Genomic DNA, 26,981 nt, shown 5'->3' on the forward strand with positions numbered 1-26,981 from the left:
CCTTTCTCCCCTTATTTTATTTAATCAATGTAAAAAGTAAACTTGCTAATAACGCACCTAGCGTTGGACCCACAATTGGAACCCACGCATATCCCATATTTGCTTCACCTTTGTTAGGAATAGGCAATACTTTATAGGCTAATCTTGGACCAAAATCACGAGCCGGGTTTAATGCATAACCTGTTGTTGATCCTAGTGCTAACCCTACCGATGTAATAGTTAAGCCTACAATAAGAGGCTTCAATCCTTCTGTAAATTCACCCAGATTTAGTAAGATAAAAACAAAGAAAAAAGTTGCGATTGTTTCACTAATAAGATTAAATAACTTATTATCAATTGCAGCACCTGAGCCAAAAATACCTACTTTGTTTCCTTCTTCTTCATTTTTACTTTCTTTAAAGTGAGGGTAGAAATGAATAGCAATTATCCCAGCAGCAACAAAAGCGCCTAAAAATTGAGCAATCACATACCCTATTACTTTTTCTTTTGCAAACATACCAAATGTTGCAAAAGCAACTGTAATGGCTGGATTCAAGTGTGCTTCCGAGCCGATAAATCCTGCAACATAAACACCAAACGCTACCGCTAATCCCCAACCCAAACAGATATATAACCAATTAGAGCCTTTAGCATACGCATTTTTTAAATTAACACTGGCTCCAAGGCCAACTCCTAAGACGATTAGTACCAACGTACCCATAAATTCCGCAACATATTCTTGCATTGATAAACTCCTTATTATTTAATAATTTTCATTACAATCGCTTTTAATTCTTGATCTGTTGGTACAATAGGATTTCCTGGAAATGTGCCATCTTCTTTAGCGTGACTCACAACCCAATCCATATTTTCTAACACATCTTTTTCTGAAATACCAAACTCAGTTAACGTTTTAGGGCAATTCATAACATTCATCATTTTGAAGATATGCTTTTGCATTCTTTTAATTTGCATAGAATCACTTAAACTTGCTGATCCAATTGCTGCTTTTTTAATGGCTTCTGCATATTTTTTAGCAACAACTTTGTCTTGTCCATTAAATTCGATAATGTAAGGTAATAGCATCGCATTAGCTAAACCATGCGGAACATGAAATTTAGCACCTAATTGATGGGCTAGTGAATGACAAATACCTAGTCCTGCCATGTTGAATGCTAATCCCGCCTCACACGAAGCTTCATGAATGTGTTGTCTCTTCTCTAAATTATTACCATCTTCGTATGCTGCAACCAGTTCATTAGATACGATATCTATCGCTTTTTCAGCTAGAGCATCTGTAAACAAATCAGCATCTTTAGCAACTAACGCTTCTAAAGCATGCGTTAAAACATCTAAACCAGAAAATGCTGTGACGCTTTTAGGAGCACTAACAACTAAGCTTGGATCTAAAAGAGCAATATCTGGTGTTAAATGATCTTTAATTATTGGAAATTTTACACCCTTTTTAGTATCTGAAACAACTGCCGTATTAGTCACTTCTGAACCAGTTCCACTCGTTGTTGGAATAGCGATGAAACAATGAATATTTTCTTGATTAATTTTTTCACCAAAGTAACGAATTGCTTTTGCAGTATCAATTGCAGATCCTCCACCAATCGCAATCATTACCGTTGGTTTTACTTGTTGAAAGATTTCAACCCCTGACATAATATTATCTAACGGTGGATCAGGGAGAACATCAGAAAATATAGTTACTGTATTATTAGATGGTACATGTTGTTCGATTTGTTTCAAACTATCTGTACCAGGTAAAAATGAATCACATACCATCATAATTTGTTGATTGTTGATATTTGTTAAAACCTCTAAACTATCTACTCCTGAATAGATTTTTGTTGGTATGATAAAACGATTCATCCTAATCCCTCCAAACTCTCATTGAAAAACCTTCTGGTGAATTCAAACGACGACGACGAGTAAACGTCTTAGCTGTAGTTGTTCCTTCTCCAGTTGGTGTCGAAATAGTTAAAGCTGACGCACCTGTAAAGCCAACACCTGTTCCTGAATAAGTTGGGCCATTTACTACAAAAATAGAAGTATTCATTCTATGAGCTGCTTTATTAATATTAACTAAATTTCCTGAATGAATGGAAGCTGTATGATGATTATTACCTTCTACTTCTAAAGCAATAGCTAACATATCGTCAAAATTATGAGCACATACCACAGGAACAATCGGCATTAACATTTCTTTAACAACTAAAGGATGGTTTTTTTCTACTTCCAAAATAATTAAACTAGGTTGTCCAGAATAACTAATATTGGCACTATCTAAAATAAACGTAGCATCTTTACCAATAAATTTACGGCTAGGTGTACCATTTTCATTAAGAGTCATTGTTGTTAATGTTTCAATATCTCTAGGATTAGTAACTAAAAAAGCTCCTTCTTGTTGCATTAAACGAACTAATTCGTCTTTAATTGAGCTTTCAGCAACTACTTCTTTTTCAGCTGTACAAAGAATATTGTTATCAAATGCTGCTGAATCCACAATATTACGTGCTGCAAGAGCCACATTAGCAGTTGCATCAACCATTGCAGGCGGATTACCAGCTCCTGCTCCAATTGCTTTTTTACCACTAATCATTGCTTGATGAACAACTCCAGGTCCTCCAGTAACAACAAGTGCTGCAATATCAGGATGAGCCATCATTTCTTGTGCTGCTTCGATAGAAGGTTTTTCAATTGTGACAACTAAATCTTTCATACCTACAGCAGCTTCAATAAATTCGTTACATTTTTCAACTGCCCAACGAGAAATATTTTTTGCTCCTGGATGGACACTAAAGTAAACAGTGTTACCACCTGCTAACATCATAATTGCGTTAGCGATAACCGTTTCAACAGGATTAGTACTTGGAGTGACAGCGCCAATTACGCCAAACGGTGCGTATTCATACATAATTAAACCACCGTCTCCAGTTTGTACTTCTGACGTTAAGTCTTCTGTTCCCGGTGTATTATACAAAGCATTTTCTAATTTTTTAATTTTAGCTTCTTTTGTTCCCATACCTGTTTCAGTAACGATTTCAGTTGCAATGTGATCTAATAAAGGTGTAAAACCTTCTTTTAAGCTATCTATTACTTTATTTCTTGTTTCAATAGAACAATCAACATAAATTTGTTGAGCTTTTTTAGCTGCTTCAACTGCATCGTTAACGTTACTATAAACACCTTTAGTATTACTTGTTATTCCTGAAGTTGTTGTTTCCGTATTTCCTAATTCTTCTGCTAATATTTTTCTGATTTGTTCTTCTAAACTTGACATGTTTACTCTCCTTTTAAAAATGCAGTTATTGCTGTTTCACAGATTAATTGATCCTCTGTTACTTTTCCTCCACTGACACCAATTGCTCCAATAATTTTTTCATGGAAAAAAATTGGAATACCGCCAGCAAAAGTAACAAGTTCTCCTGCCATCATTGTTTCAATTTGATACAATTCACCATCAGGCTGTGTTTCTTTATTTAAATCCTTGGTTGGTGCTTGCATCAAAAGAGCTGATGACGCTTTTTTAGGTGCTAGTGTTAAACTAACTAATTTAGCATCCTCCATACGATAAAGCATACGGGGATTACCAGAAATATCACTAATACAAATAGTGACAGGGACATTAATTTCTTGCGCTTTTTTTTCAGCAACATCAATAGCTTGTTGTAAATTTTCTTTACTAAACAACGCTTCTGACTGAACGGTAATTAGCGCCTTTTCAACGAGTTTATCTAAATTATTCAACATGTTGACTCTCCTCTTTGTAACGACGGACAATCTCATCCACTCTTTTTTCTTGCTTTTCGTAATGATCCTCATCTCGTGCAATAATATAAAGACAATCTGACAATCGATTAACATATTTCAAAATATCAGGGCGTATGTGACTATTTTCTTCTTCTGATAACTGAACAAGCATTCTTTCGCCGCGTCTACAAACAGCGCGTGCTTGATGAAGATGAGCACCTGCTAAACTCGTTCCTGGTAGAATAAACGTCGTTATTTTTGGTAATTCAGATGTATATTTATCAATTAGACTTTCTAATGAATGAATATCATCTTCTGATATTTGTTCACTTTTCACTTGGAAATTTTCCTGATTCATAGTAGCAATTTCTCCAGCGAGTTGGAACATTTTATATTGTAAATGAATTAAAAATTCTTTATTTTCTACTTTTTGACAAAACTTTTCTGCGACACTTATAACCGTGTTACACTCGTCAAACGTTCCGTAAGTATCAACTCTATTTGAATATTTTTTAACACGTTGACCATCAAAGAGACTTGTTGATCCTTTGTCTCCTGTTTTCGTGTAAATTGCCATGAGTCTGACACATCCCATCTTTACTTATTGAAGCGATCAATAATTCCAACAATTGCACAATCAACAACATCTCTGGTTTGACTTGCTTCTTTACTTGTCTTCCTTGCTCCTGCTCCTTTAACTAATAAGACATATTCACCAATACCAGCTCCAACAGTATCTGCTGCTACTTCTTCATAACGAATGGTTTCTTTATCACTATTAATTTGTTGTACAATCATTAGTTTTCTACCAACTAATGAAGCATCTTTTTGACTAGACTCTATTGAGCCAACTACTCTGCCCATATACATGATTCATTTAACCTTTCTATCACTACAATCTTATTTTTTAAAATTAATTCCTTAGCTTCTTCAGTTAATTTTTGATTTTTCAATTTAACTAGATAACAATTCTCAGGTAACTTTACAATTGTTTCCCGTGTCAAAGTGGTATCACAAAATCCAAAAACAGGTTGTTGCGACAAGAAAAAAGTTAAGGGCCATTGTGTCAACATTTTCCACGGAACAAAGGGAAGGATGGATTCATTTAGTTCGATATTAAATAAAATTTGATAAGACAGTCCTGTTAGTATCCAATCTACCCATGAGCTTTCTTTCATCTGATAAAGTTCTTGTATTAATCGAATTGATACTTTTTTTAGTTCAATTTGATAACATTCAAAAAAAAGGGTCGATTCAGGTACAAGTGCAATTTGGCAATTGTGTTGATAATCAATTGTTTTAGTGACACTATTTCTTTCAATCAATTTCTCTTTAATGATTGAAATTAGTTTATCCTCAACATTCATTAACTACCTCCTCGCTTGATTAAAAAGAAACGTCAGAACTTAAAGTACACTTAATAAACGTAACGATTTTCGACAATGACATCTTTTACTTTAAGTCCTTGACTATTTATTCTTTTATTAACTTAGCTACTGCATTTTTCCCAACATTTGCGGCATTTGCTTCATCTGTATCAATATGCATTTCTAAAACAAATTTTGGATCTGGTCGAACAATCACATCATCAAATATTGTTTTTCTTTCCTCTGTTTCAATTGATACCTTGACTGCTTGGCCTTTTGTAACTCCAAAATTTTCAGCATCTTTATCACTCATATGAATATGACGCTTCGCTGCTATAGCTCCTTGAATAGCTACTTGACCAAACTCAGTTCTAACTGTCACTGTTGGTGTTCCTTCTAAATCACCTGACATACGAATTGGAATATTTACTCCAATTTGTCTTGCTTCAGTTTTAGATAACTCAACTTGAGAATGTTTACGACATGGGCCTAAAATTCTCACATTTTTTATCTCACCCTTTGATCCCACAATAGTTACTGTTTGATTTGAAGCAAATTCACCTGGTTGTTTTAAAGGTGCTTTAACTGTCATTTCTTGTCCTGGAAATAATATTTCAAAATCAGACTGAGTTAAATGAATATGATGATTCGACACACCGATTGGAATACTTTGTTGCATTTCTTCTTCAATTATTTTTATAATTAAGGCTCTTAATTCTGCATCGTTCATTTTTTACATCCTGACTTTCTTATTCTAATTTTTTTCTGGTAAGATTCCTTCTACATCTGTATGAGGACGAGGTATAACAAATGAAGCAAATACTTCACCAACAGATTCTGCAGCACTTGTTCCAGCATCTACTGCAGCTTTAACTGCACCAACATCACCACGAACCATAACTGTTACTAATCCTGAACCAATTTTTTCTGTACCAACAAGTGTCACGTTAGCTGCTTTAACCATTGCGTCAGCTGCTTCAATAGCTCCTACTAAACCTTTTGTTTCGATCATTCCTAATGCGTTATTCATGATAATTTCCTCCGATATATTTATTTTTCTTCTCTTAATTCTTCATAGTGTAAACATTCTTTACGTGGTTCACCTTTTGTCCTTTGACAAGTCGAATCCTTACATAAATTACATGTATAATCTTCTATTTCATCTTTGTTAGTTATACTTTTATTGTCTATTTCTAGGTCTTCTTCTTTTGAAACTAAAGAAGTTATTTGTTCTTTTTCTGTACTAGCATCTAGTCCTTTTTTCAACCAAATATCTAATCCAGTTCCTAGTCTTGGGATAATTTTTGAAGCAACATATTTTTGATCTTTTTTAGCAGCTGCACAACCAGATTCTACAGCAGCATCTACTGCCCCTACGTCACCTAATACCTTAATAGTCAACCATCCTGAGCCCTTAGCTCGTTCAATTCCAACAATTGTGACATTGGCTGTTTTAACCATGACATCAGATACATTAACTGCACAACCAAATCCAGTCACTTCAATCATTCCTAAAGCTTGATTCATTTTTTCACATCCTTAAACATCCAGTTTAAAAGGCATTCCTTTTACTAAACGAGCTGCATTTTTACCGAGAGTCATTAATTTTTCTTGTGTATTATCAACAATAAAAAGTGGTTCTTTTTCTGGTAAATTTTTAAAATGTAGCACTGCTTGTTTTTCATCAACGGCAATTCCAACTGAGAGTGGAGAAGCTATGGCCTGTTCATAAGCAGCTTCAATTAATTCTTTTTTAGTTGTCGAAAAAAGTTGACTTGGAATCTCTTCTTCTTCCATTCCATAAAGCAAGAAATTAATATCAATTAATGATGATAACGTTGTTACGTAAATAGTAGGTTTACTACTCATGATACTCACCCTTTAACTCATCTGAATAGGCTAAAATTAAACCTGTGGCAACCGCATTTCTAGGTCCTTCAGTTTTTCTAATATTCCCTCTACCTGCAACTAATGAGTAATGGGATAAGGCATCCGTTACTAACTGCGGAATTTCAAAGTCCAATGCTGACCCACCCACAATAACAACAAATGGAATATCACGAATATTACCAGTTGGGCTAACATGAGAAAGCGCACGTAAAGCATTTGTGACAAATACTCTTTCTTTAGCTGTTTGACGGACTATTTTTATTTTTTCAATGCTTAAATCTCCTGGAATTGGGACAAAGCCTTCTGGTGTAATGACAACCACTTTAGCAAAAATATTTGCTGGCAAAGCTTTATCAAAGAACTCCACTGTTCCATCTTCATGTCTGATGTAAAACAAGCTTTCTACTTTCGCCAATGGGTATTTTTTAATCGACTCTGCTAAGTATTTATCCTCAATACCAAGTTCTGAATCAATAATCATTGTCACCATATCTCCAGCACCGGCTAAATGAATTGCTGTCGTCTTACCATGTTTATCAATGATTGACGCATCTGTTGATCCTGCACCTAAATCAAGAATAGCTAATGGTTTACTTGTTCCAGATGTAGTTAACGCACCTAAAATAGCCGCGCCTGCCTCAGAACCCCCAATTTCTACTGAAATACCTAATTCTCTTTCAACTTCTTCGGCAATTAGAGACATCTGTAAATGATCTGACTTCACCATTGAAGCAATCCCTACAGCTTGTTCTAAAGAAAATTCCCCAGCTAATCCACCCTTAACATCTAACGGAACAAATGTGTCAACTGCTAGTAAATCTTGAATAAAGATATTTTTCATTTCTTTATTTGTTAATTCAGCCATCGTTTGGCGGACTCTTTCTAACATGCCACCAATATTCGTACCAGGCTCTCCTGTTACATTATCAATTTCTTTAAAATCAGAGACTGATTTCATAATTTTTTCAGCGCCATCAGAAATCCCTACCTGTTCAGATCGATTATCTCCTTTGATAATTAAATGACCTGCTGGAATGGTTCTTGCTTTAACGTCCCCTTCAGGTGTTTTAATGACAACTGCTGAACGATTTCCAATTAAAGCACGTGACACAGGAACAATGTTTTTAGTTTCTTCTGAAGTTAAATTAAAAACCGTCGCAATACCATAAGGATTAGCTAGTTCCGTAATAACTTGTCCTTTTCTTGCAACTTCAACGGCAGCTAGCATATTGAGTGGTACTTTATCAATAAAAGCAACTTCATCGACAATTGGAATCACTTGTTTTAGTCGATTATTAATTAAGACGCCATCGTCTCGTTGTAAAATTGCTGCAGTTATATTAAAGCCAAACTCTGTATATAGATTAATTAATTGCGCCGCATCATCGAAATCAATTTCTTTTGGAATAACTACGATATAAGGTTCTTTTTTATCTGTTTGACTATACAAATCTGGTAACAATACTGTTATACCAATACCAATTCCCTCACCACCAGGGGTCTTAGGGTCATGACCTATCATCGTTGATTCGGTTATAATTGTTTCAGTAATTGTTTCCATTGCAACATCTCCAATAACAGGTGTTGCTTCATTGATACGAATTAAATCCACGTCTTTAGTAATTAGATTTGTTTTTTTCAGCACCAGATCAATCGCATTTTTTATACCAACTAAATTATGACGTGTTCCCTTAATTCCTGTTGTTTCAGATAACGCAGAAGCAATAAATTGAGCACTACCATTGGATGAGACATTAGCCAATGTCACCTCTGTAGAGGAATTTCCGATATCAACACCAATGACCTTTTTCATGATTGCCTCCTAACTAATTATCACCTTTTAATTTTTTACGTTTTTCGTAATAATTAGCTGCTTCTCTGAAAAAATTAGCAGTGATTGTTGCTTGATAGTTGCTTTCTAGTTCTGAAGCCATCTCAAGTAATTCTTGTTTTGAAGAACGATATGGTCTTAATGCACCATACATTTCTAATAAACGTTCATCAGGGATTGCTGTTAGTTCTGCTGCTCTAGCAAAGTTTTGTTGAATAGCTCCGCGACCAGCATCTTTTGCAATTTCTCCTTGATACTTCAATGTCTCTTTTGTAATACGTAAATCTTGTGTACTCACATCATTTGATAAAACACTATCTAATGTGATGTCAGCTAATTTTTTGCCACTTGGGGCACGAACTAAATCAGGATGTTTTTCAAATAACGGATAATCACTGCGACCCATTGTTTTTTCAAATGAATTTGACGTAACAACACTACTTTGTGTTTCTGTTTGATCAGTAAGTTCCATTTGCTCTTTGATTTTTTTAATCAACATATCCATTTCAGTCATTTTTTTCCCTCCCTATTTTTTAGAGAAATCAACGTGAATTTCTTCTGCTGGTTTTCCAATTACAACGTATTTTGTTTCTTTAATATGCATCATGGCAGATTTCGCTTGATAGGCTACACGTGACATTTGATCGCTAACCGTTGGTACTGGATCTGGCGATTCGCCTTTAGCATACTTCGCTGCATTTTTACCAATTGCACGATAAGTATCTAACGTAATTGTTGGTGCTTGAGGGAATAATTCAAGATTTGACAATGGTTCTAAATCTTTTTGATGTATAATTGTTGTTCCTTTTGATTGAATCCCTATTGCAACACCAGAACCTGATAATTTATCTGCTTCTGCACCGATAAACGACACATCTGCGGTACGGAATACTTTGACTATTCTTGCTTGTAAACCTTCTTCTTCAATTCCAGCTACAACTTGTCTCAGTATTTCTTTATGACTTAAACCAAGTAAGTTTTCAGTCATTGCCTCAGCAAAACCTGGAGCAACAGCAACTATTACTTCATCTTGTGAAACGCCTGCCTTAGCTACTCCTTGAGATTCAAACCAATCTAAGTGTTTCAAATTTTCTACAACATTATTTTTACTCACTGCACCATCAGTTGTTTCTTTAAACGTCACTGGTTTATCTTCAAGTGGCATTTCTTTTAAAACATCACGGATAATGGCTCTTAACAATTTTTCATTAATTGTTGTTTCAGACATCTTTTTCATCCTCTCCATTCAAATTAGACAGAACGTGGGTCAATTGCCATAGGAATATTTTTAACTTTTTCCCACTCTTCGCCTTCTAATCGATAACCAGTTCCTGGTCCTTGATAATCATTACAGTCATTGACTGCTGAGATAACATTAAATTTATCATCAAAAATTGCAGATGTTTGTAAGAAATCACCTGAGACACGTTGTTTTAATAAACTTAGTAAATCATCAGCCACATCTCTAAAACCACCTTGAGCAAGTGCTTTTACTAAATCGACACCTGTTAAACCTCTAGTTAACACTTCTTGAGCTGCTTTCATATCTTCAACTAAGTTACGATCTGGCATATCTTTTGAACCATGAGCATATGTTGCTGCTTCAACTTCTTCATCTGTAATTTTTGGTAAACCTAATTCATTAAAAATGGCTTGAATCGCTCTAGCTGCTTTATTTCTAACTTTAATTGTTTCTTCTTCAGTTACAGGTCGTAAACCTCCATCTACTTTTAAATCCCGTTGGAAAACTAAATAATCATCAACGTCTTCGATATCTGTATTAGACCCCGCAAACATATTGTCATAATTAGGTACCGCTGAATAACCACAAGAAATAATATCTGTTCCTGGTAAAAATTGACCCATCAGTTTTTCAGTACGACGCATGTCTGAATGTGAGAAGGCTTGGTCATTACCAGAAGCCACTTCAAGATCTAACATACAACAAATTAAGTTTTCAGCCAGTACTTCACGAATACCTGATGGAACTGATCCTGGAATACCAATACAACTAACTGCACCATTTTGTAATCCTTGAACACCACTTGCTTTTGTGATAAAAATACATCTTGCTTCTAAATAAAGCATTGATTTTCCTTCAGCGTAACCCATCATAACTTCTGATCCAGAACCAGAAGTAAATCTCATTTTCAAGCCACGTGAAGCATAACAAGAAGCTAAGAAACCTTTAGACCATGGCGTATCATCACCATCTGTAAATACTGGTTCTGTGCCATAAACTGAAATAGTTTCTGCATATGACGTGAAACCACGCATTCCTAAATCTAATTCTGCTGATTCTTCAACGGAACATTGGGTTAAAACACCTGGACGACCCACTTGAGAACCAACTAAGATAGCAATGGCATTAAATGGTGCATATCTACCGACAGCTACTGTTGTTTCTTGCTCAGCAAATCCTCTAAATGCGCCTTCTGCTGCATCGGCTGCAATTTGAACTGGGTTGTCACGTAAGTTTGTTACGTGAGATTGTGTTGCCGGACGTCTTCTTGGATGCATTTTTTGCATTGCCATCATTAGCTCTACCATGTTCATCTGACTAACAACATCAACAATTTTTGCTGGTGTCATTGATGTTGTTAAGCTAATAATTTCGTCACGAGCTACATTAGGGTCAACCATCATTGTGGCTAATTTAACTGAATCCATTCCTAATACCCGTTCTGCATTATCTTTATCAATACCGTAATCAGCAATATAAAAATCAATTAAATCAAAATCTTCACGTTTTTTCCCGTCAAGCTCTGTAATTACGTCATTTTCTATTTTTATACTTGGTAATGGATCATTAGGACTCTCCATTGCGATAAAACCTTCATCAATCCACTCTTTTACAAAACCATCTTTATGGACATCACGTTGTTCAAGTACTTCAAATCTTTTTGAACGTCTCATTTACTGTTTTCCTCCTTGCAACTAAATGTATGATGGAAAGTCATTTACTGGTTCACTACCAAGCGTATGTAGTAAATCTTTTCCAACTTCTCTTGCAGCAATAACTGCTTGTCTAACTGCACCTGAATCACCTTTAATGTGAATGGTTACTTCGTTTGAGTATTTTTGACCGTTGTTTGGTGATGCATAAGAAATAACTTCAACGTTAGCAGCTTTCACAGCTGTATCTGCCATAACAACACCAATAGCAGCAGGTGCAGCAGCAATTAAGCCATACGCTTTACCTAACTCAGCTCCAAAAGCTTCTTGAAGAGCATAACTAGCACGAGCAGAATATTGTAATTCAATATGTCCTGCTTCATTGTTGTAAACATCACCGAAAGTACGTTCAGTATCTTTTAATGTCACTTCAACAGCACGTCTAACATCTGATACATCTTCACCACCAAAAATAATTAACACACCGTGACCACCGCCACCTTTTGTATCTCTTGGTAATTCAACGCTTACAATTTCAGTATTAGTAGCTTTTACCGCTTCATCTGCTGCAGTAATTTGAGGTCCAGCACCTGATCTTGCTCCGACAATTCCGATTGAACGATAATTTTTCTTTAGTTTCATGACTTCAGCTAAATGAGAATCAACATTAGCTATTACTAACCCGATTGTATCTCCAACATTAGCAGTTCCTACAAACTCAGTAAGTGAACTTTGTTTTTTATTCACCGTTTTATCCTCCTTAAGATTAACGTCTCCTAACTTCAAATCTGAAGTTGACATTAATTTTTCCATCACTCTATTTAAAATAGCTTCTTCATTTGCCATCTCTATTCACTAATACTTTCTACATTAATCATTGGTAAAACAGCTTCAACATCTGTATGTGGACGTGGAATAACGTAGTTTGAAATAACCTCTCCGATTGATTCAGCTGCGACGACACCTGCGTCAACTGCTGCTTTAACTGCACCAACATCACCACGAATCATAGTAGTTATTAAGCCTTGACCAATTTTTTCTTGGCCAACAAGTTTAACATTGGCAGCCTTCACCATTGCGTCTGCTGCATTAATTGATGCGATTAATCCTTTTGTTTCAATCAAGCCTAATGCTTCTTGTTGCATATTAAATCCTCCTAAAAAATAATTTTATTTTTCCTACAGGTTGAGTATAAAAAAAAAAGCCATGACATTTTTGTCATGGCAGTTTTGTGATATTTATCACTTTATCTATGATTAATAATATTTTGTTATCTATTTTAGGTTAATTTTGTATGAATGGTTGATTTTTAACCGCTTCACATAACATGAATTTAAGGTATAATGAAAAAGTATTAGCACTATTTTGCTAATAAGGGAACAAATTATTGATATTTTTTTGTTTGAGAGGGGACATATTTTAATGGATGATCATTCACAATACATCGAATCACATCAAAAAATTCTTGATACAATTCTTAGCGAATTCACCGAAGCCACTGGTTTAGCAACTATTTTAGTTGATACTCAAGGAAATGAGTTAACAGCAGGTTATGGTTTTTCACCTTTTTGTCAGTTGATGAGAAATAATGAGGACACAAGACAGTTGTGTCAAAATTGCGATATGTTTGGTGGCAGAAGCTCATTAAGAAATAATGTAACAACACCATATATTTGTCATGCTGGTTTAGTTGATTTTTCTTACCCAGTAACGATTGATAACCAAGTCATTGGGTATATTCTATGTGGTCAAACTAAGATTGCAGATAAATTAGAATTTCAGCCGATTATTACCGAAAAAACATATTGGCAAAATGATCCGATTTCTGTAGAAGCATACGACAATATGCCATTTACTACACCCGAAAAAATTAGAGCAGGTAGCCAATTACTCACCATCATCATCAACTATTATTTATCAGACATTATGAGTAGCCATTTAGCTATTCAAGAACCAACAAATGTTCCTAATCAATTTTTCACTCAGAACCAAACCATTCCATCAGAAGAAAAAATTCCTTTAAAGCACATTGAAAGTACCTCTTCTGATTTACAAAAAGTACAAACAGAAAGACAAGAAATCATTGATGCTCTTGACTATATCAATCGACATCTTAATGAAGTCATCACTTTGGACGAAGTAGCTGATCACGTTTATTTATCCGGTTACTATTTCAGTAAACTATTCAAAAAAGAAATTGGTCAAAATTTTGTTGATTATGTCAACGAGAAAAAGATTAATCGTTCTAAAATTTTACTTCAAGACTCTACATGGTCTATTGATAGTATTGCTCATAGTTTAGGTTTTTCTCAATCTAGTTACTTTAGTAAATTATTTAAAAAAGTCACAAAAATGTCACCTAGAGATTATCGTCAAAAAATTCAAGAAGAAGCGAAATGGAATTAAGTATACAAAAAAGAGCATTTCAAAAAATCGAAATGCTCTTTTACCGTTTTATTACTTACTTTAAAAGATATACGCATCGATTTTTTTATCCCCGAAAAAATCCAAATAAGAAGTATCCTGACTCTGCTTCATCCTTTATAAATCCTTCCAACGAAAAACGTCGTGGTAATTTATATCGTCCACAATACAGTTACGGGTATAGTATCAGACTCTCACTGATTTCCTTCTATTTACTATTTAATTTTATTAATAAAGTGTATCACTTTAACTTTCAATTAACAATGTTTTTTAGACCTAAAATAAAATATTTTCAAAACGGATTGAATCTGTCTTAGTAAAAATTCAAATGAATCAGCATCTATTTTAAGTGTAGGAATTTCCATTTCGTTATCATAAACTATCTTATCTTCTTCATGTTGTAATAAAAATGTTTTCTTTTTGCTTTTATTGAGTAGACCTCTAAATGATTCATAATAAGACGGAATAATAAAATAATCAGATTTTTCGATATCTTTACCAAAATTAGTCAATTCAATAAAAGCATCTACCTGATTTTTCACTGTCACATTTCTAAAAAATGAAAGACAACCAAAGGCAAAACCATTACCTACGCTTGCTTCTTCTAAGTACAAAATCCTTTTTCCTAGTATCTTTTCAAATGTATTAACCGCTTTTAAAGTTTCTCTATCAAGTAACTTTGCAATTTCTGGGCTAGCACCTGTCAATTGTTGATGCGTAAAAGAAATACCTCCTTCTCCAACTAATGGTATTTTTTTATCATCATTTTCTAGAATCAAATATTCATAGCCTAACCATTTTTTTGCCATTTTTTCATATGAAAAACTGTAAATTTGACCAATTTTCCCACTACTAATTTTTATTTTTTTGCCAGTGCTATTAAAAAATTCTATCCCTAATTCTTCTAAAAAACCTAAGCCTAAATCTGGTGCTAAGTTTGACACATTTGTAAAAATTATTTTTTTAGTTTCAGGTTTTACTTTCTTTTTTAAAACCCTTCCAATTTCATGCGTACTCGCCATTAAAGGTGCTTTTGCAATTTGAGGAACCACATTATCACCTAAAATAGACCCCACATCTAAAAAAAGTATTTCTTTTGAATCAGCATAACCGTACTGAGCCTTTGAGGTAAAACCAAAGTATCCCTCAGTCATTAGGGTATTAATAGGCTCCTGATAATAACTGAGTATCGTTCTGAGTGGATCATTATGGTCAACATATGGAAAAGATTGAACTCTTGCTTCAATTTTTTCTTTTGCCAACCAATGATTAACTTGCTTTACAAACGCTTGATCTAAATCAATATCATTAAATAATGGACTTATTGCTACTATTTCTGACATATTCATCTCCCCGTTATCATCATAACAAAAAAAATTTATACAATTTTGTCAATTTACCATAACTATCTTGCTCATCTATACACAATTCTTTGACCAATTAAAAAAACGTCAAGAAAATTAATTCTTGACGTTTTAATAATTATTTTTATTAGTTAGTTTCAATTAAACCGTATTTACCATCTTTACGACGATAAACGATGCTAGTTCCATTTGTTTCTGCATCTTCAAAGATAAAGAAATTATGTCCTAACATGTTCATTTGTAAAACAGCTTCTTCACTATCCATTGGTTTCAATGATAGACGTTTAGTTCTAACAATTTCTAAATCTGGTTCTTCATTTGATTCAACAGCTTCTGTTTCAATGATTGCAGCAGCTGCAGTATCTAAAGCTGTTTCTCTTGATTTACGATTGATTTTGGTTTTGTATTTTCTGATTTGACGCTCTAACTTATCTACTACTAAGTCGATACTTGCGTATAAATCAGGTGATGTTTCTTCAGCTCTTAATACTAAGTATGGTAATGGTATTGTAACCTCAACTTTTGCAGTTTTATCTGAATAAACTTTTAAATTAACGTGCGCTGTTGATTCTGGAACATTAGTAAAGTATCTTTCTAATTTCCCAATTTTTTTCTCAACATATTCTCTGATTGCTTGAGTAACCTCAATGTTCTCACCGCGGACATTATATCTAAACATACTAATTACCCCTTTCGTCTATCAATCAAAGAGAAAGATTTTAAGGACCACTCTCTTAACCTTCTCTTCTTATCTCTATTATAACTAACTAAAGGAAAAATGACAATTAAGTTTGATAAAAAAACGCTTTATATTTTATCTTGATAAAGAAAACGAACAGATTTCTCTAGGATGATAAACATTTAAGCAGTCATATGCATGCAAAATAGTTCTACCTGTTGTATAAACATCATCAACAATTAATAGTTTTTCTCCTTTTATCTTTTTCCTCATTTTTTTGGGGACTTTAAAGGGCTGCTTCATCGATAATCGGTCTTCTCGACTCTTCTCTGATTGGCTCTTTACATTTTTTCTTTTAATTAGTAAGCGGTCATATAAAATATTGCTATTTTCTAAAAAAGTTTCTACTTGATTAAATCCTCTATGGTGTAAACGATTTTCGGCTAAAGGTATTGGTACGATAATAAATCCTTTATTCTCAAATGGCTTTAGTTGTTCATAAATCTCTTTAGCTAGCACATCTCTCATTCTAATATCTCCTAAAAACTTATAGTTTTTAAAGAGTTCACTCATTTTTTCATTATGTTCACATAAGTATCTATGATTCAGCTTAAAATCAGCTAGTGTCTCTTCCCATATTTGACAATCTTGGCAGCAACTTTCGTTTTTTACTAATACTTTTCTACAATATTGACAGACTATTTCAGTTTTAAAATCAATAAAATTTAACTCAGCATAACAATCACAACAACAATTATTTCTAACTAATCGTTTAAATGAAAAAATATCATTTAATTGAAGACTTTCACTATAATCAGTTTGACAGAATCGACATCTCATTTAAAACCACCTCGATGATTCATTTCCTTAATCTGCTCAATTGCTTGCCTCATTGCTTTTGTTTTTCCACTGTGTAAAAAATAAATGCTACCTGTCGGATATTCTTCTTTTCTCCCAACTCTTCCTGAAATTTGAACTAAACTGGCTGCATTAAATACTCGATGATGTGACTCATAAACAATAACATCAATATTAGGAAAAGTGACTCCTCTTTCAAGAATAGTTGTCGTCAAAAGCCAATCTATCTCTTGTCTTCGCATTTTCTTTATCTTCTCTTCTCGATATGGTTCATTTGCATAAACATAAGTTATTTTTTTATCAGGATATTTTTGTTTTAATAATTCATAACACACCTTCATGCGGTCGATATTAGGAAAGAAAATTAAACATTGTCTGTTTTGTTTTTCTAAGACATTAGTAAAAAAATTAGGTAACTCCCCTTTTTCCAAACTTCTAGATAAAAAATAATTGAAATGACAAGTTGGAACTGGTAGTTGATACCCGTGATACCTTTTCGATAATTGACTATACACCAATTTTTTTTGATTAATTTGATTCATTAATTTTTCACTAGGTGTTGCTGTTAAATAAACAAGTTGTCCCGTTTTTTTCAAAGCATTTTTAGTTCCAAATTCTAACACAGGGTTATCAGCGTAAGGAAAAGCATCAACTTCATCCACTACAATCAAATCAAAGGCTTTATAAAAACGAAGCAATTGATGCGTCGTAGTCACAACAAATTTTGTATACTCATATTCTTTATCTGAATTTCCATAAAGAAGCGCTATTTTTTCATTTGGAAAGACTTCCTGAAATCTTGGAAATAGCTCTAAACAAACATCTACCCGTGGTGACGCCACAGCTACTCGGTGACCTTTCTTTAAAGCATGGTCAAGTAAATTAAATAGCATTTCAGTTTTTCCTGCACCAGTTACCGCATGTATAAGATGAGGCTTCTTTTGACGATAGTACTTAACCAATCGCTTAGAAATATAAGCTTGTCCTTTTGTTAATTCTCCTTGCCAGGCAAAATCAACTTTTCTTTTAACCGTTGATTTTTCTGGAACATAGTAAAAAAATTGTCTGCTTTCAACCCTTCCTAAACCAATACATTCTGAGCAATAAAAAAATAATTCTTTTTTATTTTCAATCATACATTCTTCTTTTTTAAATCTCGTATGACACCTCAAACAAAAAGCTTCTGTTTTTGTTAATTTCATTGTTTTTTCTTTTTGGATCGATTTTTGTTTTAATTGTCTATGATACTTTGCTGGTATCTCTTTTTTTAACAGTTTTCTTCCTCTTAGGAAATTATCTAATGACATAAAAATCACCTCTCAAAATAAAAATACGCGGAATACTAGTTGATTTTTTAGAAATAGACTATAATACATGTAAGTATGAGATGTGAAAGGATGGACGAAATGAAAAAATACTTTGTTATCGAGTCAATGGACGAGAAAACAGATTTAAATGGTGTTATGTGGCAATCTGATTCTAATAAAACGCCAAAGGCTATTTTACAAATTGTTCACGGCATGGCCGAATATATTGAACGTTACGATGAATTCGCTAACTTTTTAACTGAAAATAATATTTTAGTTGTTGGACATGATCATTTAGGTCACGGGGAATCTGTCTCGCTAGAAGATCCTCTTTATGGTTATTTTTCAAAAGGAGATAGCCCACAAATTTTAATTGATGATACTTATCAAATTACTAACTACACAAAAAAAAGATACCCAAATGTACCTTTCTTCATCTTGGGACATAGTATGGGCTCATTTATTGTTAGAAATTATTTAAAAGAATACTCTGAGAAAGTTGACGGAGCTATTTTAATGGGAACTGGTGGTAAAAGAGATGAGATTAAAGTTATGAAACGACTTGTTAAAGGATTAAACACTTTGAGTCCCAAAGCTGTTAATCATGCCTTGAATCATTTATCATTTGGTAATTTTAATCGTAAATTCAAACAATCTACTTCAACTTTTTCTTGGCTTTCTAAAAATGAAGAAAACGTTAGACAATATGAAGAGGATTCAAAATGTGGCTTTATTTTTACTAATAATGGATTCTTTACCTTGATTAATCTTATTGATGGCGCCACTCAAAAAAATTGGTTTAAAACTATCCAAACTGACCTTCCTGTTTTAATTGTCAGCGGAGAAAAAGACCCTGTTGGAAATTACGGTAAGGGACCTCGGAAAGTTGCTGTTGAATTAACAGACCATTATTTTTCAGATGTCACTTTAAGACTGTATCACGATTTACGCCATGAAATACTAAACGAAGTTGAAAAAGAAGATGTCATGAATGACATTTACGATTGGTTAACTAACCATTTATCCTAAAAAAAGGAAGACTCTTTTAAAAGTCTTCCTTTTTTTATTTAAGTTGTTCAAATGTTGCTAACATTTTATCTAAGTCATTTAGTACTTTATCTGTTGGTTTTTCATCGCTTGTCCAAGCAGCTAAATTAATAAAATAGTCATCCGTTTCAATTAGATATGTTTTATATGTTAAATCTCTATCTTTATTGTCTTTCATATTAAAGGTCAAATAATAACTATCTAAATTATTGATTGTTTTTTTCTCTGGCTGTTTTATGATATTACCCGATTTTTCACCTACTTTTTCAACAAAAGAGTCTTTATATTTATCGAACGGTTGTTTTTTAGGCTCAAACCCAGCTGACATATATGATTTAGTGTCTTTATTAGCGACTAAAAAAGCGATTGTTTTATCTTCGTTAGGAAATTTAATCCATCCATCAAGTAATCTGAAACGATATTCATGTTCATCCAATTTGAATGTATACATCAATGCGCTATCAGTATCTGTTTCTTTCAATTTACTCTCATCACTTTTTGTCTTAGTTTGACTACAACCTACTAAAAAGATTACACTAAGAATAGGAAGTAAAAACTTTACATATTTTTTCATTAAAAACACCTCTTATTATTTCCAAAAATTTATTGATTAATTAAACTAACTTGGAGGTTAATTATGTTATCACATTACTATACCATAAAAAACGACGGTCAATTTGAAATTGTTATAAAAAAATCACGCTTTATCTGTACACTAAAGCGAATTGAATCAGAAGATGAAGCAAAAACCATTATTCAACAAATAAAAAAAGAACACTGGAAAGCCAATCATAATTGTGTGGCCTATGTATTTGGTGAAAACCAACAAATACAACGCTCCAGCGATGATGGAGAACCCAGTGGAACGGCTGGTGTTCCTATGCTTGAAGTTCTAAAGGTTAAAAATTTACACAATGTATTAGCAGTTGTTACGCGTTATTTTGGTGGCACAGAACTTGGTGCAGGCGGACTAATTCGTGCATACAGTAATTCTGTTTCAGAAACGCTAACTCACATTGGACTTGTAGAAGGAAAGTTACAACAAGAAATTGCCGTAACACTTGATTATTCTCTTCATGGGAAGGTTCAATATTTTTTAGAAAACAACAAAGAATATACTTTAAAAGACACTGTATTTACTGATAAGGTAACTATGCTCATTATGGTAGATGAAGAAGCCATTGCTATTTTTCAACAAGCAATCATTGATCTTTTAAGTAATCAGTGCGAGCTATCTTTAGGTGACACAGATTATGTTGAAATTCCATTAACAGATAAAGAGATCGACTAAAAAAGTCGATCTCTATTTTTTACACTCTTTTATTTTTCTAAGAAAAACTCAAATCTTTCTCCCACATATTGACTACGAACATATTCAAATGGTATACCATTTTCAAAATAAGAAATTTGGCTTACCTTAAGAATAGCTTCTCCTCTTTTAATATCCATAAAATGAGCAATCTTTTCAGATGCTATCACGGCTGATATTCGTTGAGAAGATTTTCCTATTGTATTTTTACCTTCTTCAGCAATTGCTTTGTAAAGTGAACTTGAAATTTGTTCTTTATTAAAATTTGAGACTAATTGATAAGGAATACTTGCAACTTCAAAACAAATGGGAACATTATCTGCGTATCTAATTCGTTCCATTTTTAATATGTCATCTTGTTCCGTTAAGTTAAGTTTTTCCATTTCACTTGAGCTTGGTTTAGTCACAAAATAAGAAATGGTTTTACTTGATGGTGTTCGGCCAAGAGATTTAATAATATCAGAAAAACTAGTTGTTCCTATCATTGTTTCTTGAACTTTTTTTCTTGCTACATACGTTCCTGAACCAATTTTTCTTTCTAATATACCTTCATCTGCTAGAGTTTGAATAGCTTGACGTAGAGTCATCCGACTAACATTAAAATTTTCAGACAGCTCTCTTTCAGATGGCAAACGATCTCCAACATGCCATTTACCTTCTTCAATCTCTTTTTTAATTTGATCATGAATTTTTAAATATACCGGCAATTTAGACGCCATTATCAAGCACATCCTTCTCTTTTTCTTTAACATATTATAACTGGTATAGACAAAGGATACAACTAGATTCTTTTATTCCCCTCTTTTTTTCTAAATTTGTACAGTTTGATTCATATTTTTTTCAGCAGTTGCTAGTAATAAACGAATTCTATTTAATTGATTAACGACAGACACACCTGGATCATAATCAATAGCTGATATATTGGCACTTGGGTATTGATGACGTAGTTCTTTCATTACACCTTTCCCAACAACATGATTTGGTAAACATCCAAATGGCTGCATACAAATAATATTAGGAACATCATTTTTTAATAAATCAATCATCTCACCTGTTAAAAACCAACCTTCACCGGTATGATTTCCAATAGATAGCACTTTACTTGCGTCATCTGCTAAAGTTTCGATAGATGTAATTCCTGTAAACCTTTCAGAGGCAATTAAAGCTTCATTCATTGGCTTCTCGCAGAGTTCTATTACTTTAAGCGCAAATTCTGCTATCCATTTTGATTTTTTACTAAATCCTAAATTTTCATATTTCCAAATACTATTATATAAACTATAATTCATGAAACCAATAATTCCAGGAACAACAGCCTCTGCTCCTTCTTCTTCCAAAATGCCGACAATATCGTTGTTTGCAATAGGTGAATACTTAACCAAAATTTCACCAACGACACCTACTTTAGGTTTTTGGCTATTTGAAATTGGAAGTGTGTCAAAATCATTGATAATTTGTTTCATGTATTTTTTAAAGAGTCTAAATGAGCCTACTTCAACACTTCGCGTTACTTTTTCAATCCACTGATTATGAAGAGCATTCACTGATCCTTTTTCCAGCTCATAAGGTCTTGTTCTGTATACAACCTTTTCAAATAAGTCACCATATAAAAAGGCAATGGCAACACGCTTCATCAATGGGATGCTCATTTTAAAACCAGGATTAGATTCAACTCCTTGATTTCCTAATGAAATTGAGACAACAGGAACTTGTTCAAATCCTGTGTCTACTAGAGCTTTTCTGAGTAAAGGAATATAATTCGTCGCCCGGCATCCTCCACCAGTTTGCGTTAACATGACACTAGTATTATTCACATCATACTCGCCTGATTGTAAAGCTTCAATTAATTGGCCAATTGAGATAATCGCAGGATAACAAGCGTCATTATTTACATATTTTAATCCAACATCTATAGCACTTCTATCTTCACTTGGTAAACAAACAACATTGTAGCCACTAGCTTTTAGAGCAACGTCCACCAAACCATCTTGATGAATTGGACTTAGCATAGGTAATAGTAAAGTATGTTTTTTACGCATATCTTTAGTAAAGACCACTTTTTCCTTTTCTTCTAATTTTTTAGTAGGCACAACATGAGATTTTTCTCTTTCTTTTATGGCAGCTTTTAGAGAACGAAGTCTTATCCTAACAGCTCCTAGGTTAGATCCTTCATCTATTTTTAGAACTGTATAAATTCTGCCCATTTGAGCCATGATTTCCTCAACCTGATCTGTTGTCACCGCATCTAGACCACAACCAAACGAGTTTAACTGAACTAACTCTAGATTTGGCATTTTGGCAACAACTTTGGCGGCTGCATAAAGCCTTGAATGATACACCCACTGATTAACCACTCGTAAGTTTTCCACATCACCTAAATGACAAATACTGTCTTCTGTTAATACGTGGAACCCTTCTTGAGTAATTATATTAGCAATTCCGTGATTCACTTCTGGGTCAATATGATAAGGTCGTCCCGATAAAACAATCGCTTTTTGATTATTTTTTTGAATTTTTTCTAAAATCTTTTCCCCACGTTTTTGAATATCTTTTTTAAACTTATCTAGCTCATCAAATCCATGTTGAACCGCATTTGACATTGTTTCTTTCGAAAAATTGTAATCTGAAAAACACTCTTGAAGTTGGTTAACTACAGAATCAATATCAGCTAAATTGAGGTAAGGATTGCGGTAATCAACTTTTCCTTCTCGGATAACATCCATATTATTTCTAATCACATCAGAGTAACTTTGAACAATTGGGCAATTAAAATGATTGTCCGCTTGATTATCTTCAATTCGCTCAAAAATGACACCAGGATAAAAAATAACTGATACATCTTCTTCAATCAATGACTCAATGTGACCATGTGCCAGTTTGGCTGGGTAACAAATTGTATCACTAGGAATCGTCTCTATCCCTTTTTCATATAGTTCTTTATCTGATTTAGGCGACAAAACAACTCGAAAACCTAAATCTGAAAAGACTGTATGCCATAATGGGTAATTTTCATACATATTTAAAACACGAGGAATACCAATCGTTCCGTTTACCGCATCAGCTTCTTTTAGTGAGCGATACTTGAATAATTTTCTGTATTTGTAATCCACTAAATTTTCTCGACGTTCTTCTTTAGTTATTTTTTGCTGTGCTCCTCGTTCACATCGATTACCTGTGATAAATTTACGGCCATCTGAAAAAAGGGTCACCGTTAACAAACAGTTATTTTCGCATAAACCACAATGAGAAAATTCTTTTTCAGACTGTAAATCTGTCATCTCTTGAAGACTTAGCATCTCGCTATTTTGATCATCTATAGAATACTCATCAAGAGCTATCAATGACGCACCATATGCTCCCATCAAGCCTGCAATGGTTGGGCGAATGACTTCTCTTCCACTAATCAACTCGAAAGCTCTTAAAACAGATTCATTGTAAAAAGTTCCACCCTGACAAACAATTGTTTCACCTAATTCTTCAGATTGCTTCATTTTGATTACTTTGTACAAAGCATTTTTTATGACTGAATAAGCAAGTCCAGCCGATATATCACCTGGCGTTGCCCCTTCTTTTTGAACTTGTCTTACTTTAGAATTCATAAAAACCGTACATCTAGAACCTAAATCAACAGGTGTTTTTGATTCTAAAGCTGCTTGAGCAAAATCCTCAACATTATAATTCAAACTTTTGGCAAAAGTTTCAATAAAAGAACCACAACCTGATGAACAGGCTTCATTTAATTGAATCGAAGATAAAGCACCATCTTTAATGGTCATAGCTTTCATATCTTGACCACCAATATCTAGAATAAAATTCACTCCAGGAGCAAAATGATTGGCTGCCTTGTAATGAGCCATTGTCTCTACTTCCCCAATATCGATCTTTAATGCATGCTTTATTAGGTGCTCCCCGTAACCTGTCACGGCTGTTTTAGCAACAAAAGCCTCTTCTGGTAAAATAGCATAGACATCTTTTAACACTCTGATTGTAGTTTCCAGTGGTTGACCTTCGTTATTACCATAAAAACTGTATAGTAATTGTGAGTCATCTCCAATCACAGCAACTTTAGTCGTCGTTGAACCTGCATCAATCCCAATGAAAATAGGTCCTTTGTATTCTTTCAAATCAAATTCTTCTAAACTTGCCTTACTATGACGCTTTCTAAAAAGTGCTAACTCTTCTGAACTTTCAAAAAGTGCTGGCAAGGAGTCCATCATTCCAAGCGATTTTTTTTCCGATGATTCAAGTCGTTGAATTAAATCAGTTACTTTTATTTCTTCTTCATTTTTTAAAGATAACGCTGCACCAATGGCTACGAAAAGTTGCGGATTATCAGGAAAAATTACTTGCTCACTTCCTAAATCAAGTGTTTCAATAAAACGTTGACGTAATTCACTCATAAAGAACAATGGTCCTCCTAAAAAAGCCACATTCCCCTTTATTTTTCGCCCTGAAGCAAGACCTGCGATTGTTTGGTTAACAACTGCTTGAAATACGCTCGCTGCGATATCCTCTCTTCTTGCCCCTTCATTAATTAAAGGTTGAATATCTGTTTTAGCAAACACGCCACATCTTGAAGCAATCGGATAGATTGTTTCATAATTTTTAGCTAACTCATTTAAACCATTGGCGTCCGTTTCAAGTAAACTTGCCATTTGATCAATGAACGCACCTGTTCCACCTGCACAACTTCCATTCATTCGTTGTTCCAGTGAACCTTCAAAAAAAGTAATCTTAGCGTCTTCTCCACCTAATTCAATTGCGACATCTGTTTTAGGTATTAATTCTTCAACTGCTTTTGTTCCCGCAATAACTTCTTGAATGAAAGAAATCTCCAATAAATCTGACAAGCCCATACCACCTGAGCCTGTAATCATAAATTGTAGTGACGCTTTATCATCTACAGTCTCTTTCATTTCATTTAATACATTTAATGTTGCTTGTTTTACATCAGAAAAATGGCGCTGATAAGTTGAATACAACATCTCATTCGCATTATTTAATACCACACATTTTACTGTTGTTGATCCAACGTCTATCCCTACTCTTAATGTCATTTCTTTTCAATCCCTTTACTCTTTAAATCAACACCTTGTTGATTATCTTACAAAGTGTTTGATATACTATATAGTATATTTTATGCTTACACAGATTAATTTCAATCATCAATCTAAGCTCATATGTGATTTAAGCAACAATTGGAATCAAATTGTCGGTTTTTGGAGGAGATTTTTATGAAAAAACAAGATTTACGCGTCATTCGCACCAGAAAAATGATTGTTGATGCTTTTTTATCACTTGTTAACCAAAAAGGTTATGAAGCGGTTACTATCCAAGATATTGCAGACACTGCTATGATTAACCGCGCAACTTTCTATGCCCATTTCAAAGATAAACCTGACTTATACGATTTTGTGATGGAATATGCTGTTGAAAATTTAAGTGTTATTCTTGATGCGAACAAATTAAATAAATCCCAATTTATTCACATTAAATCAATTGAAAAAACGTTAACTACCATCTTTGTTTTAATCAAAGAAAAGCAAAATTTTTTCATGATGCTCACAGAAGGTAGCTCAAGTGAGCTTTTTAGAAGAAAAATTTCTGATGTTCTTTCCACTATGTATGAAGAAACCTTTTCTAAATTAAAAATTACTGAAAATGAAATTGAAGTTCCTATTAGCTTTATCATTGAATACATGACCTCAATTTTTATTGGTACTGTTCATTGGTGGGTCACAACTGATTCAGATTTTGAACCAGAACATATGGCTCGTCTTGTTATTAAGTTAGTTGGTAACGGACACTTAACGGTTCTTGGTATTGACGTAATGGAATAAAAAAATATGGTGTCAGAAGTTTTTACTCTTCTTTGACACCATATTTTTTAGGTTTTAATTTAATTTTGAATGCCATTTACGGGTATTTTCTTTATTGGCACCATTATTATTTTTAACTAATCCTGTTGTTGTTTTTATTTCTTCAACAATATCAGTTTGTTTTAATACTCCTCGGTAGTTTAAAAATTGGTCTTTTATCTTTTCCTTTAATTCTGTCATGAAAACCTCTCCTTAATTAAATAATTGATAAACTAAGAATACCACATAAAAAAAAAGCTAACAATGATTGTTAGCTTAAAAACTGGGCTAGCTGGATTCGAACCAACGATGACGGAGTCAAAGTCCGTTGCCTTACCGCTTGGCTATAGCCCAAAATAAAAAATGGAGGGGGGCAGATTCGAACTGCCGAACCCTAAGGAGCGGATTTACAGT

29 protein-coding genes, 1 tRNA gene and 1 riboswitch are annotated in these 26,981 nt (G+C 33.7%); of the genes, 4 read left to right on the plus strand and 26 right to left on the minus strand.

Annotated features, from left to right (window positions below; all coding sequences use genetic code 11):
- Nucleotides 1-16 precede the first annotated feature (16 nt).
- The 17 genes from RR554_RS04955 to RR554_RS05035 all read right to left on the minus strand — a co-directional run bounded on the left by RR554_RS04955 (nt 17) and on the right by RR554_RS05035 (nt 12,866).
- The gene (locus RR554_RS04955; RefSeq protein WP_332462478.1) at nt 17-724 is read right to left on the minus strand and encodes an MIP/aquaporin family protein; all 708 of its coding nucleotides are present in this window, start codon (nt 722-724) and stop codon (nt 17-19) included.
- 14 nt (nt 725-738) lie between these two features.
- A complete protein-coding gene (locus RR554_RS04960) occupies nt 739-1,857 on the minus strand; it encodes a 1-propanol dehydrogenase PduQ (protein WP_332467537.1) in 1,119 nt (372 codons plus the stop codon).
- A 1-nt stretch (nt 1,858) separates the two neighbouring features.
- Nucleotides 1,859-3,268 (minus strand): aldehyde dehydrogenase family protein, encoded by a 1,410-nt coding sequence (locus RR554_RS04965; RefSeq protein WP_332462480.1) that lies wholly within the window; start codon nt 3,266-3,268, stop codon nt 1,859-1,861.
- A gap of 2 nt (nt 3,269-3,270) precedes the next feature.
- On the minus strand, nt 3,271-3,738 hold the full coding sequence (locus RR554_RS04970) for a GlcG/HbpS family heme-binding protein (protein WP_332462481.1): 468 nt from the start codon (nt 3,736-3,738) through the stop codon (nt 3,271-3,273).
- A complete protein-coding gene (locus RR554_RS04975; protein ID WP_332467538.1) occupies nt 3,728-4,315 on the minus strand; it encodes a cob(I)yrinic acid a,c-diamide adenosyltransferase in 588 nt (195 codons plus the stop codon). Before RR554_RS04975 ends, RR554_RS04970 begins: the two co-directional genes overlap by 11 nt.
- 20 nt (nt 4,316-4,335) lie before the next feature.
- Nucleotides 4,336-4,608 carry a EutN/CcmL family microcompartment protein gene (locus RR554_RS04980; protein WP_332462483.1) on the minus strand — a complete coding sequence of 91 codons (273 nt, stop codon included), beginning with the start codon at nt 4,606-4,608 and terminating at the stop codon, nt 4,336-4,338.
- The gene (pduM, locus tag RR554_RS04985) at nt 4,590-5,105 is read right to left on the minus strand and encodes a PduM family microcompartment protein (protein WP_332467539.1); all 516 of its coding nucleotides are present in this window, start codon (nt 5,103-5,105) and stop codon (nt 4,590-4,592) included. Before pduM ends, RR554_RS04980 begins: the two co-directional genes overlap by 19 nt.
- Before the next feature lie 106 nt (nt 5,106-5,211).
- Nucleotides 5,212-5,835 (minus strand): phosphate propanoyltransferase, encoded by a 624-nt coding sequence (gene pduL / locus RR554_RS04990; protein ID WP_332462485.1) that lies wholly within the window; start codon nt 5,833-5,835, stop codon nt 5,212-5,214.
- Between the two features lie 24 nt (nt 5,836-5,859).
- Nucleotides 5,860-6,138: a BMC domain-containing protein gene (locus tag RR554_RS04995; protein WP_332462521.1), complete on the minus strand. Its 279-nt coding sequence runs from the start codon at nt 6,136-6,138 to the stop codon at nt 5,860-5,862.
- A 17-nt stretch (nt 6,139-6,155) separates the two neighbouring features.
- Nucleotides 6,156-6,632 carry a BMC domain-containing protein gene (locus RR554_RS05000; RefSeq protein ID WP_332462486.1) on the minus strand — a complete coding sequence of 159 codons (477 nt, stop codon included), beginning with the start codon at nt 6,630-6,632 and terminating at the stop codon, nt 6,156-6,158.
- A 12-nt stretch (nt 6,633-6,644) separates the two neighbouring features.
- Nucleotides 6,645-6,974, minus strand: a complete 330-nt coding sequence (locus RR554_RS05005) for a glycerol dehydratase reactivase beta/small subunit family protein (RefSeq protein ID WP_332462487.1) — start codon at nt 6,972-6,974, stop codon at nt 6,645-6,647.
- On the minus strand, nt 6,967-8,808 hold the full coding sequence (locus tag RR554_RS05010; protein ID WP_332467540.1) for a diol dehydratase reactivase subunit alpha: 1,842 nt from the start codon (nt 8,806-8,808) through the stop codon (nt 6,967-6,969). Before RR554_RS05010 ends, RR554_RS05005 begins: the two co-directional genes overlap by 8 nt.
- 13 nt (nt 8,809-8,821) lie before the next feature.
- The gene (locus RR554_RS05015; protein WP_332462489.1) at nt 8,822-9,340 is read right to left on the minus strand and encodes a diol dehydratase small subunit; all 519 of its coding nucleotides are present in this window, start codon (nt 9,338-9,340) and stop codon (nt 8,822-8,824) included.
- Between the two features lie 12 nt (nt 9,341-9,352).
- Nucleotides 9,353-10,054 carry a propanediol/glycerol family dehydratase medium subunit gene (locus tag RR554_RS05020; protein ID WP_332462490.1) on the minus strand — a complete coding sequence of 234 codons (702 nt, stop codon included), beginning with the start codon at nt 10,052-10,054 and terminating at the stop codon, nt 9,353-9,355.
- A 23-nt stretch (nt 10,055-10,077) separates the two neighbouring features.
- On the minus strand, nt 10,078-11,742 hold the full coding sequence (locus RR554_RS05025; protein WP_332462491.1) for a propanediol/glycerol family dehydratase large subunit: 1,665 nt from the start codon (nt 11,740-11,742) through the stop codon (nt 10,078-10,080).
- 21 nt (nt 11,743-11,763) lie between these two features.
- Nucleotides 11,764-12,567, minus strand: a complete 804-nt coding sequence (pduB, locus tag RR554_RS05030) for a propanediol utilization microcompartment protein PduB (RefSeq protein WP_332462492.1) — start codon at nt 12,565-12,567, stop codon at nt 11,764-11,766.
- 2 nt (nt 12,568-12,569) lie between these two features.
- Nucleotides 12,570-12,866 (minus strand): BMC domain-containing protein, encoded by a 297-nt coding sequence (locus RR554_RS05035; RefSeq protein WP_332462493.1) that lies wholly within the window; start codon nt 12,864-12,866, stop codon nt 12,570-12,572.
- A 277-nt stretch (nt 12,867-13,143) separates the two neighbouring features.
- Here RR554_RS05035 and RR554_RS05040 point away from each other — a divergent pair, with 277 nt between their 5' ends.
- Nucleotides 13,144-14,127: a PocR ligand-binding domain-containing protein gene (locus RR554_RS05040; RefSeq protein ID WP_332462494.1), complete on the plus strand. Its 984-nt coding sequence runs from the start codon at nt 13,144-13,146 to the stop codon at nt 14,125-14,127.
- A 90-nt stretch (nt 14,128-14,217) separates the two neighbouring features.
- Nucleotides 14,218-14,384: riboswitch (cobalamin riboswitch) on the minus strand.
- An 18-nt stretch (nt 14,385-14,402) separates the two neighbouring features.
- Here the strand turns inward: RR554_RS05040 and RR554_RS05045 are convergent.
- The 4 genes from RR554_RS05045 to RR554_RS05060 all read right to left on the minus strand — a co-directional run bounded on the left by RR554_RS05045 (nt 14,403) and on the right by RR554_RS05060 (nt 18,353).
- A complete protein-coding gene (locus RR554_RS05045) occupies nt 14,403-15,488 on the minus strand; it encodes a glycerate kinase (RefSeq protein WP_332467541.1) in 1,086 nt (361 codons plus the stop codon).
- A 148-nt stretch (nt 15,489-15,636) separates the two neighbouring features.
- On the minus strand, nt 15,637-16,188 hold the full coding sequence (hpf, locus tag RR554_RS05050; protein ID WP_332462496.1) for a ribosome hibernation-promoting factor, HPF/YfiA family: 552 nt from the start codon (nt 16,186-16,188) through the stop codon (nt 15,637-15,639).
- Nucleotides 16,189-16,323: 135 nt separating this feature from the next.
- Nucleotides 16,324-17,028, minus strand: a complete 705-nt coding sequence (locus tag RR554_RS05055) for a ComF family protein (protein WP_332462497.1) — start codon at nt 17,026-17,028, stop codon at nt 16,324-16,326.
- Entirely contained in the window at nt 17,025-18,353 is a 1,329-nt protein-coding gene (locus tag RR554_RS05060) for a DEAD/DEAH box helicase (RefSeq protein WP_332467542.1), read from the minus strand. The genes RR554_RS05055 and RR554_RS05060 overlap by 4 nt, the downstream gene beginning before the upstream one ends.
- A gap of 99 nt (nt 18,354-18,452) precedes the next feature.
- Here RR554_RS05060 and RR554_RS05065 point away from each other — a divergent pair, with 99 nt between their 5' ends.
- Complete coding sequence (locus RR554_RS05065) at nt 18,453-19,382, plus strand: alpha/beta fold hydrolase (RefSeq protein ID WP_332462499.1); 930 nt, start codon at nt 18,453-18,455, stop codon at nt 19,380-19,382.
- A 34-nt stretch (nt 19,383-19,416) separates the two neighbouring features.
- Here the strand turns inward: RR554_RS05065 and RR554_RS05070 are convergent, their stop codons facing one another.
- Nucleotides 19,417-19,974, minus strand: coding sequence for a hypothetical protein (locus RR554_RS05070; protein WP_332467543.1), 558 nt, complete (start codon nt 19,972-19,974; stop codon nt 19,417-19,419).
- Nucleotides 19,975-20,037: 63 nt separating this feature from the next.
- Here RR554_RS05070 and RR554_RS05075 point away from each other — a divergent pair, with 63 nt between their 5' ends.
- Nucleotides 20,038-20,691: a YigZ family protein gene (locus RR554_RS05075; RefSeq protein WP_332467544.1), complete on the plus strand. Its 654-nt coding sequence runs from the start codon at nt 20,038-20,040 to the stop codon at nt 20,689-20,691.
- A gap of 29 nt (nt 20,692-20,720) precedes the next feature.
- Here RR554_RS05075 and RR554_RS05080 read toward each other — a convergent pair whose 3' ends face one another.
- Nucleotides 20,721-21,428: a GntR family transcriptional regulator gene (locus RR554_RS05080; protein WP_332467545.1), complete on the minus strand. Its 708-nt coding sequence runs from the start codon at nt 21,426-21,428 to the stop codon at nt 20,721-20,723.
- 90 nt (nt 21,429-21,518) lie between these two features.
- A complete protein-coding gene (locus RR554_RS05085; RefSeq protein WP_332467546.1) occupies nt 21,519-25,766 on the minus strand; it encodes an acyl-CoA dehydratase activase-related protein in 4,248 nt (1,415 codons plus the stop codon).
- A gap of 171 nt (nt 25,767-25,937) precedes the next feature.
- On the opposite strand from RR554_RS05085, the gene RR554_RS05090 reads away from it, so the two are divergent.
- Entirely contained in the window at nt 25,938-26,549 is a 612-nt protein-coding gene (locus RR554_RS05090) for a TetR/AcrR family transcriptional regulator (protein ID WP_332462522.1), read from the plus strand.
- 54 nt (nt 26,550-26,603) lie between these two features.
- On the opposite strand, the gene RR554_RS05095 is transcribed toward RR554_RS05090, so the two are convergent.
- The gene (locus RR554_RS05095; protein WP_332462504.1) at nt 26,604-26,768 is read right to left on the minus strand and encodes a hypothetical protein; all 165 of its coding nucleotides are present in this window, start codon (nt 26,766-26,768) and stop codon (nt 26,604-26,606) included.
- Between the two features lie 82 nt (nt 26,769-26,850).
- Nucleotides 26,851-26,921 (minus strand) — tRNA-Gln (locus RR554_RS05100).
- Nucleotides 26,922-26,981: the final 60 nt, after the last annotated feature.

It is taken from the genome of Vagococcus sp., from assembly GCF_036639995.1.
In the GTDB taxonomy this organism is placed as follows: Bacteria; Bacillota; Bacilli; order Lactobacillales; family Vagococcaceae; genus Vagococcus.

Bases quoted from the DNA above. Each gene is read 5' to 3' on its own strand.
- RR554_RS04955 (WP_332462478.1), bottom strand. From the start codon at position 724: ATGCAAGAATATGTTGCGGAATTTATGGGTACGTTGGTACTAATCGTC.
- RR554_RS04960 (WP_332467537.1), bottom strand. From the start codon at position 1,857: ATGAATCGTTTTATCATACCAACAAAAATCTATTCAGGAGTAGATAGT.
- RR554_RS04965 (WP_332462480.1), bottom strand. From the start codon at position 3,268: ATGTCAAGTTTAGAAGAACAAATCAGAAAAATATTAGCAGAAGAATTA.
- RR554_RS04970 (WP_332462481.1), bottom strand. From the start codon at position 3,738: ATGTTGAATAATTTAGATAAACTCGTTGAAAAGGCGCTAATTACCGTT.
- RR554_RS04975 (WP_332467538.1), bottom strand. From the start codon at position 4,315: ATGGCAATTTACACGAAAACAGGAGACAAAGGATCAACAAGTCTCTTT.
- RR554_RS04980 (WP_332462483.1), bottom strand. From the start codon at position 4,608: ATGTATATGGGCAGAGTAGTTGGCTCAATAGAGTCTAGTCAAAAAGAT.
- pduM (WP_332467539.1), bottom strand. From the start codon at position 5,105: ATGAATGTTGAGGATAAACTAATTTCAATCATTAAAGAGAAATTGATT.
- pduL (WP_332462485.1), bottom strand. From the start codon at position 5,835: ATGAACGATGCAGAATTAAGAGCCTTAATTATAAAAATAATTGAAGAA.
- RR554_RS05000 (WP_332462486.1), bottom strand. From the start codon at position 6,632: ATGAATCAAGCTTTAGGAATGATTGAAGTGACTGGATTTGGTTGTGCA.
- RR554_RS05005 (WP_332462487.1), bottom strand. From the start codon at position 6,974: ATGAGTAGTAAACCTACTATTTACGTAACAACGTTATCATCATTAATT.
- RR554_RS05010 (WP_332467540.1), bottom strand. From the start codon at position 8,808: ATGAAAAAGGTCATTGGTGTTGATATCGGAAATTCCTCTACAGAGGTG.
- RR554_RS05015 (WP_332462489.1), bottom strand. From the start codon at position 9,340: ATGACTGAAATGGATATGTTGATTAAAAAAATCAAAGAGCAAATGGAA.
- RR554_RS05020 (WP_332462490.1), bottom strand. From the start codon at position 10,054: ATGTCTGAAACAACAATTAATGAAAAATTGTTAAGAGCCATTATCCGT.
- RR554_RS05025 (WP_332462491.1), bottom strand. From the start codon at position 11,742: ATGAGACGTTCAAAAAGATTTGAAGTACTTGAACAACGTGATGTCCAT.
- pduB (WP_332462492.1), bottom strand. From the start codon at position 12,567: ATGGCAAATGAAGAAGCTATTTTAAATAGAGTGATGGAAAAATTAATG.
- RR554_RS05035 (WP_332462493.1), bottom strand. From the start codon at position 12,866: ATGCAACAAGAAGCATTAGGCTTGATTGAAACAAAAGGATTAATCGCA.
- RR554_RS05040 (WP_332462494.1), top strand. From the start codon at position 13,144: ATGGATGATCATTCACAATACATCGAATCACATCAAAAAATTCTTGAT.
- RR554_RS05045 (WP_332467541.1), bottom strand. From the start codon at position 15,488: ATGTCAGAAATAGTAGCAATAAGTCCATTATTTAATGATATTGATTTA.
- hpf (WP_332462496.1), bottom strand. From the start codon at position 16,188: ATGTTTAGATATAATGTCCGCGGTGAGAACATTGAGGTTACTCAAGCA.
- RR554_RS05055 (WP_332462497.1), bottom strand. From the start codon at position 17,028: ATGAGATGTCGATTCTGTCAAACTGATTATAGTGAAAGTCTTCAATTA.
- RR554_RS05060 (WP_332467542.1), bottom strand. From the start codon at position 18,353: ATGTCATTAGATAATTTCCTAAGAGGAAGAAAACTGTTAAAAAAAGAG.
- RR554_RS05065 (WP_332462499.1), top strand. From the start codon at position 18,453: ATGAAAAAATACTTTGTTATCGAGTCAATGGACGAGAAAACAGATTTA.
- RR554_RS05070 (WP_332467543.1), bottom strand. From the start codon at position 19,974: ATGAAAAAATATGTAAAGTTTTTACTTCCTATTCTTAGTGTAATCTTT.
- RR554_RS05075 (WP_332467544.1), top strand. From the start codon at position 20,038: ATGTTATCACATTACTATACCATAAAAAACGACGGTCAATTTGAAATT.
- RR554_RS05080 (WP_332467545.1), bottom strand. From the start codon at position 21,428: ATGGCGTCTAAATTGCCGGTATATTTAAAAATTCATGATCAAATTAAA.
- RR554_RS05085 (WP_332467546.1), bottom strand. From the start codon at position 25,766: ATGACATTAAGAGTAGGGATAGACGTTGGATCAACAACAGTAAAATGT.
- RR554_RS05095 (WP_332462504.1), bottom strand. From the start codon at position 26,768: ATGACAGAATTAAAGGAAAAGATAAAAGACCAATTTTTAAACTACCGA.